The 17339-nt window shown below is 61.0% G+C and carries 14 protein-coding genes; 4 read left to right on the top strand and 10 right to left on the bottom strand.

What is annotated here, in order from left to right; translation table 11 throughout:
- The first annotated feature begins 1 nt into the window (after window position 1).
- Window positions 2–472 (top strand): phage holin family protein, encoded by a 471-nt coding sequence (locus tag K3752_RS02370; RefSeq protein ID WP_170339560.1) that lies wholly within the window; start codon window positions 2–4, stop codon window positions 470–472.
- A 14-nt stretch (window positions 473–486) separates the two neighbouring features.
- Here the strand turns inward: K3752_RS02370 and K3752_RS02365 are convergent, their stop codons facing one another.
- Genes K3752_RS02365 through napF form a run of 8 tightly spaced genes read right to left on the bottom strand, consistent with a single transcriptional unit; the run spans window position 487 to window position 6984 of the window.
- Window positions 487–744 carry a hypothetical protein gene (locus K3752_RS02365; protein WP_093964456.1) on the bottom strand — a complete coding sequence of 86 codons (258 nt, stop codon included), beginning with the start codon at window positions 742–744 and terminating at the stop codon, window positions 487–489.
- Between the two features lie 12 nt (window positions 745–756).
- Window positions 757–1452 carry a NapC/NirT family cytochrome c gene (locus K3752_RS02360; RefSeq protein WP_170356964.1) on the bottom strand — a complete coding sequence of 232 codons (696 nt, stop codon included), beginning with the start codon at window positions 1450–1452 and terminating at the stop codon, window positions 757–759.
- A 30-nt stretch (window positions 1453–1482) separates the two neighbouring features.
- A complete protein-coding gene (locus K3752_RS02355; protein WP_170339556.1) occupies window positions 1483–1920 on the bottom strand; it encodes a nitrate reductase cytochrome c-type subunit in 438 nt (145 codons plus the stop codon).
- A gap of 12 nt (window positions 1921–1932) precedes the next feature.
- Complete coding sequence (gene napH / locus K3752_RS02350; protein ID WP_260064698.1) at window positions 1933–2850, bottom strand: quinol dehydrogenase ferredoxin subunit NapH; 918 nt, start codon at window positions 2848–2850, stop codon at window positions 1933–1935.
- Entirely contained in the window at window positions 2847–3665 is an 819-nt protein-coding gene (gene napG, locus K3752_RS02345) for a ferredoxin-type protein NapG (RefSeq protein WP_170454116.1), read from the bottom strand. Before napG ends, napH begins: the two co-directional genes overlap by 4 nt.
- 27 nt (window positions 3666–3692) lie before the next feature.
- Window positions 3693–6185: a nitrate reductase catalytic subunit NapA gene (gene napA, locus K3752_RS02340; protein WP_170369926.1), complete on the bottom strand. Its 2493-nt coding sequence runs from the start codon at window positions 6183–6185 to the stop codon at window positions 3693–3695.
- Window positions 6182–6475, bottom strand: coding sequence for a chaperone NapD (locus K3752_RS02335; RefSeq protein WP_260064695.1), 294 nt, complete (start codon window positions 6473–6475; stop codon window positions 6182–6184). The genes napA and K3752_RS02335 overlap by 4 nt, the downstream gene beginning before the upstream one ends.
- The gene (napF, locus tag K3752_RS02330; protein WP_170434145.1) at window positions 6472–6984 is read right to left on the bottom strand and encodes a ferredoxin-type protein NapF; all 513 of its coding nucleotides are present in this window, start codon (window positions 6982–6984) and stop codon (window positions 6472–6474) included. Before napF ends, K3752_RS02335 begins: the two co-directional genes overlap by 4 nt.
- Before the next feature lie 281 nt (window positions 6985–7265).
- Here napF and K3752_RS02325 point away from each other — a divergent pair, with 281 nt between their 5' ends.
- Both K3752_RS02325 and K3752_RS02320 read left to right on the top strand, forming a co-directional pair.
- Window positions 7266–10565: an adenylate/guanylate cyclase domain-containing protein gene (locus K3752_RS02325; protein WP_260064692.1), complete on the top strand. Its 3300-nt coding sequence runs from the start codon at window positions 7266–7268 to the stop codon at window positions 10563–10565.
- Between the two features lie 5 nt (window positions 10566–10570).
- On the top strand, window positions 10571–11779 hold the full coding sequence (locus tag K3752_RS02320; RefSeq protein WP_260064690.1) for a hypothetical protein: 1209 nt from the start codon (window positions 10571–10573) through the stop codon (window positions 11777–11779).
- Here K3752_RS02320 and K3752_RS02315 read toward each other — a convergent pair.
- Window positions 11760–15428 (bottom strand): flavoprotein, encoded by a 3669-nt coding sequence (locus K3752_RS02315; RefSeq protein ID WP_260064688.1) that lies wholly within the window; start codon window positions 15426–15428, stop codon window positions 11760–11762. The genes K3752_RS02320 and K3752_RS02315 overlap by 20 nt on opposite strands.
- Window positions 15429–15778: 350 nt before the next feature.
- On the opposite strand from K3752_RS02315, the gene speB reads away from it, so the two are divergent.
- A complete protein-coding gene (gene speB, locus K3752_RS02310) occupies window positions 15779–16744 on the top strand; it encodes an agmatinase (protein ID WP_170356956.1) in 966 nt (321 codons plus the stop codon).
- A gap of 12 nt (window positions 16745–16756) precedes the next feature.
- On the opposite strand, the gene K3752_RS02305 is transcribed toward speB, so the two are convergent.
- Window positions 16757–17275 (bottom strand): DUF2796 domain-containing protein, encoded by a 519-nt coding sequence (locus tag K3752_RS02305; RefSeq protein ID WP_170365069.1) that lies wholly within the window; start codon window positions 17273–17275, stop codon window positions 16757–16759.
- Window positions 17276–17339 lie beyond the last annotated feature (64 nt).

Below are 17339 nucleotides of genomic sequence, written 5' to 3'. Positions count from 1 at the left end.
GATGAGCCGCATTTCCCGAAACATTTCCATCATCCTGCGCACCGAACGGCTGATCGCTCAGCGGAACATGACCGTCTTGGCCAAACGCGCAGGCTTTTTCGCCGCAGCCGGATTGGCGGGCGGGTTGGCCATCATCATGCTGAATGTCGCGGGCTATCTTGCTCTTGCGTCAGTGATGTCCAAGCCGTTGGCTGCACTGGTCATCGCCCTGATCAACCTGATCGTAGCGCTGATACTCGCGGCCATCGCCAACTCGGTCAGCGCCGAGGCCGACACTGCGCCAGTAGCAGAACTGCGCGACATGGCGATCGGCGATATCGAGGCCGAGGTTCAGGACATGATGTCAGAGGCTCGCGAGACGGTCCGCGACCTTAGAACCGTCTCACGCGACCCTCTGGGAACGCTTGCCCCCGGGTTGGTGACCATGATCGCAAGCGCCGTTCTGAAACACCTGAAGAACCGCAAGGAGTAAGCGGCGACTGTCGCCTAGACGGTCGCCCCTTTCTGACGGATCAGACAGCCAATGCTGCTGGCGCACACACCGACCAGAACGCCGATGATCAACTCCATCGGCTCGACCTTGGCAAAGGTCCAATGCGCGAAAGCCAGGGTTTCCAGTATGCCGATCACCGCGCCCATCGTCGCGGCCAACCACAGTTGGCGGGTCATCATGCCCACCGCAAGGCCCAGAATGCCGGGCAGGCTCAGGATGTTGCCGCCGATTGTTCCAAGAATCTCAAGCATGTCGTGCCACTCCTAGTCGGATGCGCTGTTCAGGAATGATCGGATCTCGGCCGCGCCGGTACTCTGCGCAATTTCAGTGCCGGTCACCGGATCCAGCGAGGCGACCACTTTCTGATACTCCTCCAGATAGCCCGGCGGCAGGCTGTGCGCGATGCCCTGGTGGCAGTCGATGCAGGTCATGTTCTCGTCGATCGCACGCTGATGTTCGTTGGCGGCGCGCGTTTCCTGAATGGTGAAGTCCATGTATTCGAAATTGTGGCAGTTGCGGCATTCGCGGCTGTCCGACGCCTTCATCTTTTTCCACACGGCCGAGGCCATCTTCAGGCGGTGATCCTCGTATTTCTCGGGCGTGCTGATGGTGCCGACCAGCTCGTGATAGACGTCTTTCACCGCCATGATCTTGGCTTCGATCTTGAAGCTCCATTCCTTGGGCACGTGGCAATCGGAACAGATGGCCCGTACGCCGGAATGGTTGTTGTAGTGGATCGTTTCCCGGTATTCGCCAAGGTTGGTTTCCATCGTGTGGCACGAGACGCAGAATTCTTCGGTATTCGTCATCTCAAGGGTCCAGTGGAACCCACCCCAGAACAGGATGCCGGCCAGAAAGCCCGCCAGAACCAGAAAGCCTGCGCTGAACGCGGCGGCCGGAGTCCAGATCCACGCCCAGATGCGGCCGATCAAGCCGCGCTTTTCAGGAGAGTCTGCCATATTTGGTGCTCCTTTCAGTCCAAAGCTGGATCAGTTTCCGGCCGAGGGCTGGAACAGGTTGTCGACCAGGGCCGGCGCATCCGCCTGCGGCACATGGCACTGGTTGCAGAAATACCGGGTGCCCGCGATCTGATCGAGCTCGTTGCCTTCGCGATCCAGATAGTGGGTCATCGACAGGGTCGGCGCGTTGCGCTCACCGGCCTTGGTCCAGTCGTGGCAGGACAGGCACTGATTGGTGCGGATGTCGATCTGGTACTGGTCGATCTTGTGCGGAATCAGCGGCGGCTGCTGGCGATAGTTGCGCTGCATGCGCCCTTCGATGTTGCGGTGCACATCATCTAGGATGGCCGGATCATCGATATCCACGCCTCGCAACGTGGTCACGGACGCGGATTGCGCAAAGGCAAGCCCGGTCACAAGAAGAACAGGGATCAGGGCTATTGCGCCTGTCGCTATTGATTTTTTCATCTTGGCACTCCCTTAAGCAGGTCTGGCGGCGCGCGGTTCTGGCGCGGCGGCTGGATCGGGTGGCGCGACGACGGCGTCATCGAACCGGTGGGTAAGTTTGAATACGTCGACCGAGCACACGTCGATGCAGCGGCCGCATGTGGTGCAATCGGGCGACAGGATCAGCGGGCTGGATCCCGGCTTGCCCTTCAGTGCGGGCGAGATCACCTGGTTCTCCGGACAGACCGCATAGCAATCCATGCAATCGTCACAGGCGGCGCGATTGGTCGCGCTGACCCGCAGCAGGCTCTTGGCGCTGATCAGGCCGTAGAAGGCACCGACCGGGCAGATATGGCCGCACCATCCGTGCCGGGCCACGAACAGGTCAAAGACAAAGATCGCCACGACCATCGCCCAGACAAAACCCATGCCAAAGACCAGCCCGCGGTGCAGCATGGTGATGGGGTTCACCAGTTCCCACGCAATCACGCCGGTCAGGGCTGACACGATCAGAACGGTCGCCAATATCCACAATCGGGTGCTGCGTTTGGGCTGCCAGCCTTTGGGCAGGTCCAGCCGACGGTGCAGCCAATGCGCGGCATCCGTGACCGGGTTGATCGGGCACACCCACGAGCAATAGACCCGCCCGCCGATCAGCGCATAGGCCACCAGAACGATCAGCCCGCCGACCAGCGCGGTCATTTCCGGCCAGTGGCCGGCCACCAGCCCCTGCAGCAGGATGAACGGATCGGTCAGCGGCAGCGCGTCCAGCGTCAGCGATCCGGCCAGCGTGCCCTTGACGATCCAGATGCCGAACCACGGTCCCAACAGGAACAGCGCCAGAAAGAACACCTGACTGAACCGCCGCAGCAGCAGGAACCGATGGGCGCCGACCCATCCCTTGACCTCGCGGGCCTCGTGCCCGACGGGCATATGTGTCCGCGCCGTCATTGGCCTGCCCCCGGAAGGTTGTAGCCCGGTTCGTACCCGCCCGGCGCGGCAAGGTTGTCCGCGCCCGGTCCGGGCAGGCGATCGGGCAGGTCGATGATGCCTTCGACCAGTGGCCCGCCCTTTTCGGCCTTTTCTTCCCATCCCTTGCGGTAATGCTCGGCCGAACTGCCGCGCGCCAGCCGTGCGGGCAAAACCTTGATCGCCGCCTCGGGCAGAACGCAGCTTTTCTCGCAGACGCCACAGCCGGTGCAGCGGTCGGCATGAACCGTCGGCGCAAAGATCGCATGGTGACCGGACCGGTCGTTGTGCGACAGTTCCAGCGTGATCGCCTCGTCGATGACGGGGCAGACGCGATAGCACACGTCGCAGCGCAGCCCCAGGAAGTTCAGGCAGTTCTCCTGATCCACCAGAACCGCAACACCCATCTTGGCGTCGTCAATGTCCTGCAACCCCTTGTCCAGCGCTCCGGTCGGGCAGGCCGCAACACAGGGGATGTCTTCGCACATCTCGCAGGGCACGTCGCGGGCGATGAAGTACGGTGTACCGGTCGCCACCGCATCGACCCCCAGCTCGGCCAGCTTCAGCGTGTCATAGGGGCAATCGCGGACGCAGAGTCCGCAGCGGATGCAGGCCCCCAGAAAGCCATCTTCGGGCAATGCCCCCGGTGGGCGCAAGGCCTCGGCCGGCAGGGCGCGGGCGTCGCGGGCCAGATAGGCCAGCACCGACCCGGCGACCAGACAGCCACCCGCCGCGCGCGCCGAGTCCTGCAGGAACCGGCGCCGTTGCGGCGAAAGAGGTTTGCCGACCAGAGACATTACACGCGACCTTTGCGACCCCAGCCCTTACGCCCGCTCGACCTTGCAGGCGCATTTCTTGAAGTCCGTCTCTTTCGACAGCGGACAGGTCGCATCCAGCGTCAGCTTGTTGGTCAGTTGGCCCTCGTCGAACCACGGCATGAACACAAGGCCACGCGGCACCTTGTTGCGACCACGGGTCTCGACACGGCTGATCACCTCGCCGCGGCGGGTGGACAGCACGATCTCCTGCCCGCGGCGCACGCCGCGTTCCTTGGCGTCCTCGGGGTGCATGAACACCACGGCGGCGGGGAAGGCGCGGTGCAGCTCGGGCACGCGGCGGGTCATCGACCCGGAATGCCAGTGCTCCAGCACCCGGCCGGTGCACAGCCAAAGATCGAACTCTTCGTCCGGCTCCTCTGCTGCCGGTTCGTAGGGCGCGAAGATGATCTTGGCCTTTCCGTCCTTGTGGCCATAGAATTTGACGCCAGCACCCTCAGGCACATATGAATCGTAGCCCTCGCGGAAGCGATAGAGCGTCTCTTTCCCGTCCACGACCGGCCAGCGCAAACCGCGGGCCTGGTGATATGTTTCGAACGGTGCCAGATCGTGCCCGTGGCCGCGGCCAAAGCTGGCATATTCCTCGAACAGGCCCTTTTGGACGTAGAAGCCGAAATGCTCGGATTCGTCGTTGTGGAACCCTTCGGCGGTTTCCGACAGCGGATACTGGTCGATCTTGCCGTTGGCATACAGTACGTCGAACAGGGTCTTGCCACGATGCTCGGGCATCTTGGCCAGCAACTCTTCGTCCCAAACCTCCTCGACGGTGAAGCGTTTCGAGAACTCCATCAGCTGCCACAGGTCCGACTTGGCCTCGCCCGGGGCCTTGACCTGCTGACGCCAGAACTGGGTGCGGCGTTCGGCGTTGCCATAAGCCCCTTCTTTCTCGACCCACATGGCGGTCGGCAGGATCAGGTCGGCCGCAACGGCAGTGACCGTTGGGTACGGATCCGATACGACGATGAAGTTTTCGGGGTTGCGATAGCCGGGATAGCCTTCTTCGTTGATATTGGGGGCGGCCTGCATGTTGTTGTTGCACTGCACCCAATAGACGTTCAGATCACCATCCTTCAGCTTGCGGTTCTGCAGAACCGCGTGGAAGCCCGGTTTGGGCGGAATGGTGCCTTCGGGAATGTTCCACTTGGTCTCGGTGATCTTGCGGTGTTCATCATTGGTCACCACCATGTCGGCGGGCAGGCGGTGGGCAAAAGTGCCAACCTCGCGCGCGGTGCCACAGGCCGAAGGCTGACCGGTCAGCGAGAACGGTGAGTTGCCGGGCTCGGAGATTTTGCCCACCAGCAAGTGCACATTGTACATCAACGAGTTCACCCAGGACCCGCGGGTGTGCTGGTTGAAGCCCATGGTCCAAAGGCTCATGACCTTGCGGTTCGGGTCTGCATATTCCTTGGCCAGTTGCTCAAGCTGGTTCGCCGGCACGCCCGACAGCTCAGAGACGTATTCCAGCGTGTAGTCGGCGACCGAAGCGGCGTATTCCTCGAACGAGATCGGCTCCAGCTTGCCCGAGTCCGGGTTCGCCGCGGCCTGTTGCAGCGGGTTGGTCTCGCGCAGGCCGTAACCGATGTCGGTGGCGGTCTTGGTGATGTTGACGTGGTTCTTGACGAACTCCTCGTTCACCGCGCCGGTCTGGATGATGTGGTTCGCGATGTAGTTCAGGATCGCCAAGTCGGTCTGCGGCTTGAAGATGATCCCGTTGTCGGCCAGCTCGAACGAGCGGTGCTCGAAGGTCGACAGCACATGCACCTGCGCGCCAGGTTTGGTCAGGCGCGTATCGGTCAGGCGCGACCACAGGATCGGGTGCATCTCGGCCATGTTCGAGCCCCACAGCACGAAGGTGTCGGCATGCTCGAGGTCGTCATAGCAGCCCATCGGCTCATCAATGCCGAAGGTCCGCATGAAGCCCACCACGGCCGAGGCCATGCAGTGCCGCGCGTTCGGGTCGATGTTGTTCGTGCGGAACCCGGCCTTCATCAACTTGGCCGCGGCATAACCCTCCCACACGGTCCACTGTCCCGAGCCGAACATGCCCACGCTGGTCGGGCCTTTCTTGGCCAGCGCCTCTTTCCACTTCTCGGCCATCACGTCGAAGGCTTCGTCCCAGCTGACGGGCTCAAAGTCACCGTTCTTGTCATAGACGCCGTTCGATTTGCGCAACAGCGGAGTGGTCAGACGGTCCTTGCCGTACATGATCTTCGAAAGGAAGTAGCCCTTGATGCAGTTCAACCCCCGGTTCACCGGAGCGTCCGGGTCGCCTTGCGTGGCAACCACGCGGCCTTCCTTGGTGCCCACCAGAACCGAGCAGCCCGTGCCGCAGAACCGGCAAGGTGCCTTGTCCCATCGGATGTCGGCATTGGCGACTTGGGCGGCAGCTTGGCCCGTCGCCAGCGGGATACCGGCCGCGGACGCGGTCGCGGCGGCGGCGGTTGCTTTCAGAAACGTACGGCGAGATTCGGAAATGGTCATGACAAGGGCCTCCGGCTGGAATCTTGGCTGGGAGTTTCAGGACGCGGACGGGTCTCCGCGAGATCTTCGAAATGGTGATAGGTCAGGGTCAGCGAGACGACCCCGGGGATCTGGTGCAGGTCCATGATGATCTCGGACGCCAACCGTGTCGGCGTGTCCTCGACAACGACAACGAACCGGCTGTCGTCGGATTCGGCATGGACCTCGACCCCGTCAAACGCAGTCATCGCCGACCGTGCTGCCGAGGTCTGGTCCGACGCGACATGCACGAGGCATCCACAGATATTCATTCACGCACCTCCACTGTGGCGGGCTGGTATCTCTCAAGGGAAACGGCACCGGTCGGGCATGCGGCCGAACAGGCTCCGCAACCGACACATGATGCCAGGTCCAGGTTCACTTCGGCACGGCCTCCGGTTTTCAGGCGGAATCGGATGGCCCCTTGATCGCAGCTGTCCTGGCACACCCGGCAACTGACACCATTTGCCGAAAGGCAGGTGTCGGACACTTTCGCGCGCCACGGCCACTCGGCGAACCGGTCCAGGCTCAATGCGTCGGTCTTGCACGCGTCGGCGCAGTCTCCGCAAAAGGTGCAGCCACCCTGCTGCGGCTGAAACACCGGCAAGCCCGCGTCGTCCATAGCCAGAACTTCCTCGGGACAAACCGAGACACAGTCGCCGCATCGAGTGCAGAGATCGTGGAAGTTTTCGCGCGCCGCTCCTGGCGGCCGCTTCACGCTGTCGTCTTCGCGAGGCAGGCGTCCTGTCAGGAACGCGCGCCTGCTGGCTACTGCAGACATGTGCCGCCCACCTGTTCTAGAAACATTTGTGGTACTCCGTTCATGCTGCGTGGATAGCGGATACGAGTCAACTCTGACTTGATCTTGATCAGATTTGCTCATGGATTGAGCAAACGAATCCTTCCTGAAATCCAACTCTAGAAAGGCGCGGCACAAAGCTGATCCGAAAAACCGGAAACGGCGGATTGCGCAGTCATAATCGAATATTACTATAAAAAATGCAGACTCGACCCGGTGGTCTGTACTAGGCTGCCTGCGGGTGGATACTTCTGAGGGCACCAATGTCTGGCGACCTAAGGGAATGGCTGAGCGCCCTTGGGTTGTCCGATTACACCCAAGCGTTCGCGGAAAACAAAATCGACTTTGCAATTCTTCCTGAACTTACGGGCGAGGATTTGCGCGAGATCGGGGTGACCGCCGTCGGCGACCGTCGCCGGTTGCTGCGCGCGATATCCGAGCTGGACGTCCCGGAAACCGTCGGCGCGTTTGAACCCGAGGTCGAACTGGAACCAGCGAAACGTCAGGTCACGGTTCTGTTCGCGGACCTGACCGGCTTTACCAAATTGTCCAGCGAACACGACGCCGAAGACATGCACGCGCTGCTGAATGCGTTCTTTGGCAAGGTCGACCGCGCCGTCGAGAAATTTGGAGGCCGGATCGACAAGCATATCGGAGACGCCGTCATGGCGGTGTTCGGGGCGCCGATCTCGCACACCAATGACACCGAACGGGCGGCCCGCGCCGCGTTGGAGATTCACGCCGCGCTGCCCACACTTGACCCGCCCCTGTCATGCCATATCGGCATCGCCTCGGGGCAGGTCATCGCCAGCACCACCGGAAGCGAGGCCCATACCGAATACACCGTGACCGGGGACGGCGTGAATCTTGCGTCCCGCCTGACCGACATTTCTGCGCCGGGTCAGACGCTGGTGTCGGATGACATCCAGCGCGCGCTTGGCCCACTGTTCGTGGGCGAGGCGATCGGCACCAAGGCAATCAAGGGCCTTAACAAGGAGGTCGGAATCTGGCGTCTGGACCGTCTGGCCCGGAACATTCGCACGCGGCGCCACAAATTCATCGGGCGGGAACGCGAGATGTCGCTGTTCTCGGCAACATTCGACCGGTGCCAGCGCCATGGAAAGGGTGAGGTTCACATCATTCTTGGCGAACCCGGTATCGGCAAGACCCACTTTTCGGAACAGGTGGCCGAGCTGGCCGCAAACCGGTCCTATTCGATCCACGGGGGCGTGGTGATGGATTTCGGCACACGCGAGGGACATTCGGCCATCCAGTCCATCGCCCGCAGCCTTCTGGGGCTCGACCCGACCGACGACTCCGATGCCAGCACCGCGGCCGCTCATGACGCGATCAGCCGGGGGTGGATCAACCCCGCCAGTTCAGCCCATCTGAGCGCCCTGCTCGAACTTGAACAGGATCCCGGGCTGGCCGAAGTCTATGCCGCGATGGACAACGCCGCACGCATGCGGGGTCGGCGACAGGTCATCGACGAACTGCTGCAGGCCCGCAGCCGCGAGGCCCCCCTTCTGCTCCAGGTCGAGGACATCCATTGGGCGCCACCGGACATTCTGACCATGTGCTCTTACATGGCTGCCGCGACGCGGGACCTGCCTTGCGTTCTGATGATGACCAGCCGGGTCGAAGGCGACCCGATCGATCGGGAATGGCAGATGGGAACGGATGGTGCGCTGGTGTCCAAGCTTGAGCTGTCACCGATGGGTGACGAACAGGCGCGGAAACTGGTCGAGGAATTCACCGCCATCGACCCCGAGCTGTTGGAAACCTGCGTGCAACGCGCCGGAGGCAATCCGCTGTTTCTCGAGCAACTGCTGCGTAATATCGACGGCCTGACCCGCGACACCGTCCCCGGCAGCATCCAAGGCATCGTGCAATCCCGTCTGGACGGGTTGGATCGTCGTAGCAGAACGGCGATTCAGGCAGCATCGGTTCTGGGGCAGCGGTTCTCGCCCGAAGTTCTGAATTATCTGCTGGGTGAAGGCCATCTGGACACGTCCGACCTGATCCGCTCGGCCCTGATCCGCGAGGCCGGGGCAGATCTGATGTTTGCGCATGCTCTGATCCGCGACGGATCCTATGCGACGCTGGTCAAGTCCGAGCGCGCCCGACTGCACCGGCAAGCAGCAAGCTGGTACGAAGGCAAGGACGCCACATTGCGCGCCCAACACCTGGACCGTGCCGACGCCTCCAATGCAGCCGAAGCCTATCTGGAGGCCGCTGAAAACCTGATCCAGGCCTTCCAGTTTGACGAGGCCAGCCCGCTGATCGAACGCGCGCTCGAGCTTTCGGCTCCGCCGGGTATCCGGTTTGACCTGATGTGTGCCCGGGCGGAAACCCATCGCCTTCAGGGCCTGTCGGACAAGGCCCTGAGCGAGTTCAACGAAGCCGCCGCCCTGGCCGAGACTGACGCGCAGATCTGCCGCGTTCATATCGGTCTGGCACAGGCCGCGCGCCAGGCCAGCCTGTACCAGGATGCGCTGCACAGCCTCGACATCGCCGAGGCCGCCGCTGACCGTATCGGATCGGAACGGAATCTGGCCCAGATCAGCTATGTCCGCGGAAACATCTATTTCCCGCTGGGACGGGTCTCGGATGCTCTGCAAAGCAACGAAAAAGCGCTGACGCTGGCCCGCAAACTGGAATCCGTCCGGCTGGAGGTAGGCGCCCTCAGCGGCTTTGGCGATGCAAATTTCATGAATGCCGCAATGCGCACCGCCGCAGGGTTCTACACTCAGGCCGTCGAAAGAGCGCGGGACAAAGGATTGGTCCGGGACTTGGCCGCCAACCTTCACAATCTCAGTGTTGCCCGCAGTTACTCAGGTGACGTGGCGCAGGGCCGGGCCGATGCGCAGGAAGCCATCGAAATCTCGCAGAAGTACTTTGCCTTCGTGCCGGAATGTGTCGCGCAGACCTGCTTGGGCGTCGCGTGCACCTTTCAGGATGACATGGACGGCGCGCTGCAGGCCTTCATCCGATCCGCCGATATCGCCCAGCGCGTCGGTGCCAAGCGACTCGAGGCTCAGGCGCTGGAACATCTGGCCCGGGCGCAGGTTTATGCCGGGCAAAGGCACGAGGCTGAACAGGTGGGGCTCCGCGCCGTGGAAATCGCGTTGGAACATGGCCGCAACTTTGTCGGCCCCAAGGCACTGTCGGCATTGGCCTTGGCTTTGGACGATCCGGATGCCCAGGATGATTTGTTGGATCAGGGCGTCAGGATACTGGGTGAAGGCTGCGTTGGGCACAGCCACCTGCATTTCTACGCAGATGCCTGCGCCGTGATGCTGGCCCGCCAGGATTGGGACCGCGCGATCCGCTTTGCCGACGCCTTGTCCGAGTTCACCGCCCCAGAACCGCTGCCTATGGCCGATCTGTCCATCCGTCACACGCGCCTTCTGGCTGCGACCGGGCAACAGGGCCTCGCCCTGTCTGACCACACCGAGTTTCCCGAACTTCGATCGCAGTTCGATGACCTGGGCGTGGTGCGGTCGTTGATGGGGCATCTGGATTTTCCGGTGGCCGGGATGGCCGGTCAACCGACGGCATGAACCGCATGACGATAGAACAACACGAAGAAACAGGGCGCGGAATGGCGGTAGAGAAAAAGGTCTGGGGCCTGTCAGGCCTCGTGTCGCTGATACTGACGGCCGTATTGTTCTACCTTTGGGCATCGCTGAACCATTTCGAGCAGGACCCGACCCAATTGCCGGATCAGGCCTCGGTCGATACCTATCTCGAGTCGCTGGAGAACGCGCCGGATTATCGGGTCAGGACGGGAATTTTCCTCAAATCCTTCAGTTTCGTCGATGCAAGCGATATCCACGTCACGGGTTATGTCTGGCAACACTATCAAACCGGCGTCCATGACGCGATCAAACCCGAACCCGGTCAGGCCGGGTTCCTTCTGCCCGAGTCCGTGGATGTCGGGAGCGGCCTTATCGAAGAAGCCTACCGGATGCCAGAACCCGGTGGTGAAGTGATCGGCTGGTACTTTGAGCAGACCCTGCGCCAATCCTTCGACTACACCAGCTATCCTTTCGACCACAAAACCGTCTGGGTAAGGTTCTGGCCGGGCCGATTTGACGTGAACGTCGCCTTGGTTCCCGACTTCGACGCCTATCCCGCGACTGGGCCAAAGGACATTTTCGGGATCGACAACCGCATCGTCATGGGCACCTGGGAACGCGAAAATACCTATTTTGACTACAAGCTGTCTGATTTGGACACGACGCTGGGCATCAACCAGAACGAGTTTCAGACCAGACTGCCCGAGCTGCACTACAACTTTGTCATAAAACGCAACTTTGCGAACGCCTTCGTGGTGCACATGATCCCATTGATCGTGGTCACGATGCTTCTGTTCGGCGCCGTAATGACGGTGACGCGGAAGCCGAACCTGGTCGAACGGCACGATTTCAGCACCTCAAGCGTGATCGGCACCTGCTCGGTCCTGTTCTTCGTGATCCTGCTAGCGCATGTGCAATTGCGCGAGGGTTTTGCCGGGTCACCAGTGATCTACATGGAGTCCTTCTTTTTCCTGATGTATTTCATGCTGCTTGTGGTGTCGGTGAACACCTATCTGTTCGTCTCCGAGTCCGCGCCGTCGCTGCGCTTGATCCACTACCGTGACAACCTGATTCCAAAGGCCGCGTTCTGGCCATTTGTCCTGAGCTGCATGATCGCGATCACCGCCTACAACCTCAGCCTCAAGTCACCTCCGTCAAGGGATGCCCCCGAGGCCATCACGCATCAGGACGGCTAGCGGCCGCCTCATACCCGGGCTTGAGCGTCCCTGTGGCCATGTCGATCGAGTATTCGTCGACCAACTCGGACGCACCGCTTTCCAGTTCGGCAAGGTATTTTTCCGGATTGGCGATGACGTAGACGTAGGCCGGTTTTTTCACGCCATCCATCAGGACATTGATCCGCTTGCGGACATAGACATTGTCAGCCGCGCCCGGTCCGTGAAAACCCTCGAGCTTGTCGAGTTCCTTCAACCCGCCCGAGGTGACCCGGTAGACCTCGCCCTTGATTGGACGGCCAGTGCCCTTGCGATCCACCAGTGTGGCCATGCGGTGCAGATAGGCACAGTTCGGGTTGTCGCAAAACGGCTCTTTCGGAACGATCAGGGGCATGGGCTGCCGAGTGACCGCCTGTCCAACGAAATCATCCAGGACGTCCGCATGAGCGTCGTGGTTGGGAAATCCTTTTTTGAGCGATCCGTAGGTGAAATACAGATAGGTCTTTTCGCGTTCATCGATCAGGTCGTCTTCGTCTTCCACCTCTTCCGGTTCTGACAGGGCGTGCGTGTTGGCCCATTCGTCCAGCATCGCGCGGATCTCGTCCGACACCCTGATGCCCCTGGACCGCACCGGGTCCTGAAGGAAGTGGATCAGAGGGCTTGCATCGATGCTCTCCGCCGCCAGCAGTGTTTCTACCATCTCGGCCGAGTTGTTCATCGCGGCGACATGCAGGCTGGTAAATCCGTGGTCATTGACCGCGTTCACGTTGATACCTCTTGCGATGAGGGCTTTGGCAGCCTCGATGTCCGGTTTTCCCAGGTCTTGCCCGTTCTCGGTCAGCTCGCCCTCGCCGCCCGCCGCATAGTGCAGCAGCGTGTCACCATTATGGTCATCGACAATGTCGATACCGGCGACCCCCTCATCTATGGCCTGAAAAACGGGTTCCCATTGGGCGAAGTCATCCGAGGCCGCAGCATCCTGCGCCCATTTGCAGATATTGTGTTCGTGGTTTTCCAGCTCTTCGAAGGCTTCTTCCAGCACCTCCATGATCTGGTCGGGCGTGGCCATCATTCCGATGCCCATCATCCCGTTCGACAGGCGCCCCTTGCGGGGACCCACAAGATCAATCCCCAGATCGCGCAGCTTTTCGACATTGTTCTGGGTGGTGACGTTGTTCCACATGTTGGTGTTGCAAGCCGGACAGAGGATCGCCGGCTTGTTGCGGTACTGCCAGGCCACAAAAACCGAAGTCAGCAGGTTGTCGGCAATGCCGTTGGCGATCTTGCCCATCGTGTTGCAGGTGACCGGCGCGACAATCACGCAATCGGCCCAGTCGCATAGCGCAAGATGCGACGCGCGCAAGGGCATCCCGAACTCGGTATAGCGAAAGTTCCACTCGTCATCGTCGCGGTAGTAGTCATTGTGGGTGATGTAGTCGTCGACTGTCTTGGTTTTCTTCCCGGTCTTTTTTGCCTTGCGGGCCTCGCTGGCCTTGTCGGTCCCGATATCGCGAAAGAACTTTTCGGCCGAAACCGAAGGGATCAGTTTCACGTTGTGACCAGCCTCGGTGATCCGGGCGACCAACTGAGGCACCTTGTCCGCAGCCGACGAGCCGCAGGCGCACAGCAGAACGTTCCGGCGACCGTTTGGCGGGGCTGTCAACCCGCCCTTGGGATACCCGAAGATGTTTTTGTCGAGGCTCGGCGACTCGTGGCGCAGCAAGACAGGCAGACCGGCTTTCTTCATGTCTTCCTGCAGGCCGCCATCCAGGATCATGTCGACGATATCGCTGCGCTTGCCCAGGCATTTCCCATGGAAGAAGAGATAAGGCACCTTTTCTTTGCCGCTTTCCGCGACCAGTTGCCGGCGCATTTTCATGGCGTTGGCCCCGTGTCCGGCGACATCGACCAATTTCAGACCGGTCGCGCCGATATTGGCCAGAATGTTCTTCAGCATGTTCGACCACGGGTCCTCATCCTCGTAGAACAGAACCAGCGGGTTTTCCCGGACGATCCGAGCCACGTCGCTGGGGTCTTCCGGGGGCTGGGTCTCCTCGATCACCAGCATGGCCGGGCTTTTCAGGTCGCGCAGCCCGCGAAAGATATGTCCGCGCGGCGCCTGCCAGACCTGCGAAGTCGCCGGGCTCATATCGACGACCGTGACAAGATCGGCCTTCTCGTCATAGGCCACGCACAGGCACCAGAACTCTTCCAGCAGCGCCGTCTCGCGGAACACGTTTTCGGGCGGCCGGATCACCTCGAACCCCAACACGCGGTTGAAGTCGATGTTGATCATCAGGTGGCGCCCCTCATGTTCGTTCAGACTGCGCAGCTGATCCCGGAACCAGTCTTGCGGCGATCTTTTGTCCTTCCCGGGTCGTTCGGCATAACTGCGGAAGGTGCTGCCGATATGCACCTCGGAGGTGCCGGCCAGATACCGCTGGGCCATCTCGCTCATCTTCTTGGCGGTCGAAACCCGGCTCAGCGCCTCGGTGTACGAGGTCTGGGTCGCGATCAGCAGCTTGTCTTCGGTGACCTGGACATCGCCCAAAATCTGCAGGCTTTCGGCCAGAACGCCCAGGCTGTTCATGTTCGGGCTGGCCCGCCGGAACAGGTTGCGGCGCTTCTTGGGATCGCGGGCCAGATACCTGGTGCTGTCCACATAGTTGCAGTCCTGCCGGAAGGTCTGCAGCGTGGTCTTGACCGCTTCCCGCGCGGAGAACCGCAGCAGCCCGCGCGCGCGCATCGAAGTGCCGTCGCGGTCGGACATGGCCGCGTACAGGCGGTCGATCGTGGTGACCCACAGCTTGCCGTATTTTTCGGGATGCACATCCATCATGTGCACCAACCCGGTGCTGGGGTTGCACTTGGCGATCACCGCGAAATGGCCGCCGGGCATGGTGGGCTTGCCATGCGCGACCCCAACCTGAAAATTCGCCACCAGGATATCGTTGTCTCCGCCCAGTCGATTGGATTCGTCAATCGCCTCAAGCAGCAGCGGCACCGAGGTCGTCGCCTCGTCCATGAAGTAGGCCTGGACCTGCACAAGGTCGCGCAGACCCTGCGAATGGATATAGGTGCACGCCACGTCGAACAGTTCACCCAGCGAGATGCCGTCATTGACGACAAAGCTGGTGGGCAGTTCGCAGACGCGGAAGATGTCGTTCACCTCGCAGCTGAAGCCCAGCGCCGACATGCTCAGCGCGGCCGCGGTCACGCTGCAGCAGTTGATCGGCTGCTGGAAATTCTGAAGATGCACGCTGACCAGATCGCCGAACAGCGTGGCGTAGCATTCGCGTCGAATTTCCGCGGGAATATCCAGCCACTCGTTACTGGCCAGAAAGGCCAGCCGAGTGCCGGGCAAGGCCACGGCCTGCAGGCTGACCGGTATGTCGCGGATCTCCAGATGCTCTTCGTAGAAATAGTCCCCGGTATCGGCGGTCGCCAGATCAACGTCGTTCTGGCGCAGCTTCACGATGCCGTCCAAAACCACATACATCCCGCGCGGCGGTAGTACCGTGTCCTCTAGAACTTCGAACAGATCGAAATGCTGCCTGAGCCGCTCGGCGCTCTGCCGCACCTTTTCGCCGGGCAGGACGGCGAATATCTTCTCCCAATCGGCAGATGTGGCTTCAATCGGTTTTGAATTGGAAATCGTCTGTGTGGACACGGCCAGTTCCTCCCCCAAAAAGTCAGTGGCGCAATGGTTTCGTATTTCGTGGTCACTTTCCTGAAATCAGCATTTGTACTTTGCAGTCTCCCCCGCCGGGCAAACGGCAGACCGCCCGACGCGTGGCGCCATTCAATGCTGGCTCCACCCCTCAATTTGCGCAGGCAATACGAGCGATACCTGCATTCTTAGTACAGATTTTCAGAAAAATCACTGGGATTGTGGGGTTTACCCAGCTTCGCGACCTGATGCGCCGCTGGGGCAGAGCGGCCTTGATTGATCGGGTGATAGACGCCAACGTGCAAGCAACCCGCCAGATCCGCGGCCGGTTCAAAGCAACGGAGCCCCCAATGTCAAAACATGGATATGAATCCGGCCGCCTGAATCTGCCGTTCGTCGGCATCGCCACATTCGGCAAGAAGCCATATGTGCAGGACTGGGACCAGATCGATGCCGATGTCGCCATCCTGGGCGCCCCGTTCGACTTCGGCTGCCAATACCGGTCCGGAGCCCGGTTCGGCCCGCGTGCGGTGCGCGAGGCATCGACTCTGTTCAGCTTTGGTCATGCAGGTGCTTATGATCACGAGGACGATGCCACCTATTTGGGCGAAGAGGTGCGCATCGTCGATCTGGGGGATGCCGACATCATCCACACCAAAACCGAAGCCAGCCACGCGAATATCGAATACGGGGTACGCAAGATCCTTGAGGCCGGCGCTCTGCCCGTGACGATCGGTGGTGACCATTCCATCAACATTCCCTGCATCAACGCCTTTGATCAGGACTGCGCCCGAAACGGTCCCATTCACGTGGTCCAGATCGACGCACATCTGGATTTCGTGGACGAGCGTCATGGCGTTACGGCGGGCCATGGAAACCCGATGCGGCGGGCGATCGAGAAGGACTATGTCTCGGGTATGACCCAGCTGGGCATCCGCAACGTCTCATCGACGGCGAAAGAAGGTTACGAAGATGCACGCGCGCGCGGCTCCGACATCTTGTCGGTACGGCAGGTCCGCAAGCTGGGGACCGAAGGAGTGTTGGACCGCATCCCCTCGGGCGTCCGATACTACGTGACCATCGACATTGACGCGTTTTGCCCATCCATTGCACCGGGCACCGGAACACCAAGCCACGGCGGTTTTTTGTACTACGACGTTCTGGAAATCCTGCAGGGCCTTGCCCGGAAAGGGCAGGTTGCCGGCATCGACCTTGTCGAAGTTGCCCCGGCCTATGACCCGACCGAAAGCACGCAGATCCTTGCCGCGCAGCTGTTGCTGAACTTCATCGGCTTCATCTTTCACCACAAGGAATGAAAGAAACCCCGGTCACATCAACTCGGAGAGATCAACCAACGGGGTCTCGCGTGTAACCGCGACGGCGTGACTACCGCCCGAGGATTGAACCCGCACGTCCACACGTTCAGCCTGCGAAAACCGGTCGAAGTAATCAAATCTCATTTCACCAAGCGCCTGAAGGTTGCTGCACCTGACCGTATATTCGGCCTGGAATTCGGGCCGGTGATCGTCAGACCCCAAGGCCGAACCGGCTTCGCCGCCGACCAGCGCCACGTTCGCCGTGGCCGTGGCACAACCCGCCTCGGCCGTGACCGCGAACAGGGTCATGGGCTGTGACAGGTCCGAAATGGCGACCGCGACCTTCGCCTTTTCCTCTGCGCTCGAAGCGGGAAGCTCAAAGCCAACGATTTCTGACGCAGGAACAGACAGGGACAGCGTGTACCCCGAATCCAAAAAGGCGATCTTCAGTGCTGCGGGTTTTGGCGCCACTTCCTGCTGCGCGTCCAACGCAAGGGGAAACACGCAAAGGGCAAACGCCAGGGATCTCATCACGCAAACACCACCAACTCAAGAATCACACCATCATTGTATCTGCGCGCAATCGGCAGGCAAC

The sequence above is a fragment of the Ruegeria sp. B32 genome (genome assembly GCF_025141855.1).
Lineage (GTDB): Bacteria > Pseudomonadota > Alphaproteobacteria > Rhodobacterales > Rhodobacteraceae > Ruegeria > Ruegeria arenilitoris.
Note: the sequence above shows the minus strand (reverse complement) of the source record. Positions and strands in the feature narration are given on the sequence as shown.

Bases quoted from the DNA above. Each gene is read 5' to 3' on its own strand.
- K3752_RS02370 (WP_170339560.1), top strand. From the start codon at position 2: ATGAGCCGCATTTCCCGAAACATTTCCATCATCCTGCGCACCGAACGG.
- K3752_RS02365 (WP_093964456.1), bottom strand. From the start codon at position 744: ATGCTTGAGATTCTTGGAACAATCGGCGGCAACATCCTGAGCCTGCCC.
- K3752_RS02360 (WP_170356964.1), bottom strand. From the start codon at position 1,452: ATGGCAGACTCTCCTGAAAAGCGCGGCTTGATCGGCCGCATCTGGGCG.
- K3752_RS02355 (WP_170339556.1), bottom strand. From the start codon at position 1,920: ATGAAAAAATCAATAGCGACAGGCGCAATAGCCCTGATCCCTGTTCTT.
- napH (WP_260064698.1), bottom strand. From the start codon at position 2,850: ATGACGGCGCGGACACATATGCCCGTCGGGCACGAGGCCCGCGAGGTC.
- napG (WP_170454116.1), bottom strand. From the start codon at position 3,665: ATGTCTCTGGTCGGCAAACCTCTTTCGCCGCAACGGCGCCGGTTCCTG.
- napA (WP_170369926.1), bottom strand. From the start codon at position 6,185: ATGACCATTTCCGAATCTCGCCGTACGTTTCTGAAAGCAACCGCCGCC.
- K3752_RS02335 (WP_260064695.1), bottom strand. From the start codon at position 6,475: ATGAATATCTGTGGATGCCTCGTGCATGTCGCGTCGGACCAGACCTCG.
- napF (WP_170434145.1), bottom strand. From the start codon at position 6,984: ATGTCTGCAGTAGCCAGCAGGCGCGCGTTCCTGACAGGACGCCTGCCT.
- K3752_RS02325 (WP_260064692.1), top strand. From the start codon at position 7,266: ATGTCTGGCGACCTAAGGGAATGGCTGAGCGCCCTTGGGTTGTCCGAT.
- K3752_RS02320 (WP_260064690.1), top strand. From the start codon at position 10,571: ATGACGATAGAACAACACGAAGAAACAGGGCGCGGAATGGCGGTAGAG.
- speB (WP_170356956.1), top strand. From the start codon at position 15,779: ATGTCAAAACATGGATATGAATCCGGCCGCCTGAATCTGCCGTTCGTC.
- K3752_RS02305 (WP_170365069.1), bottom strand. From the start codon at position 17,275: ATGAGATCCCTGGCGTTTGCCCTTTGCGTGTTTCCCCTTGCGTTGGAC.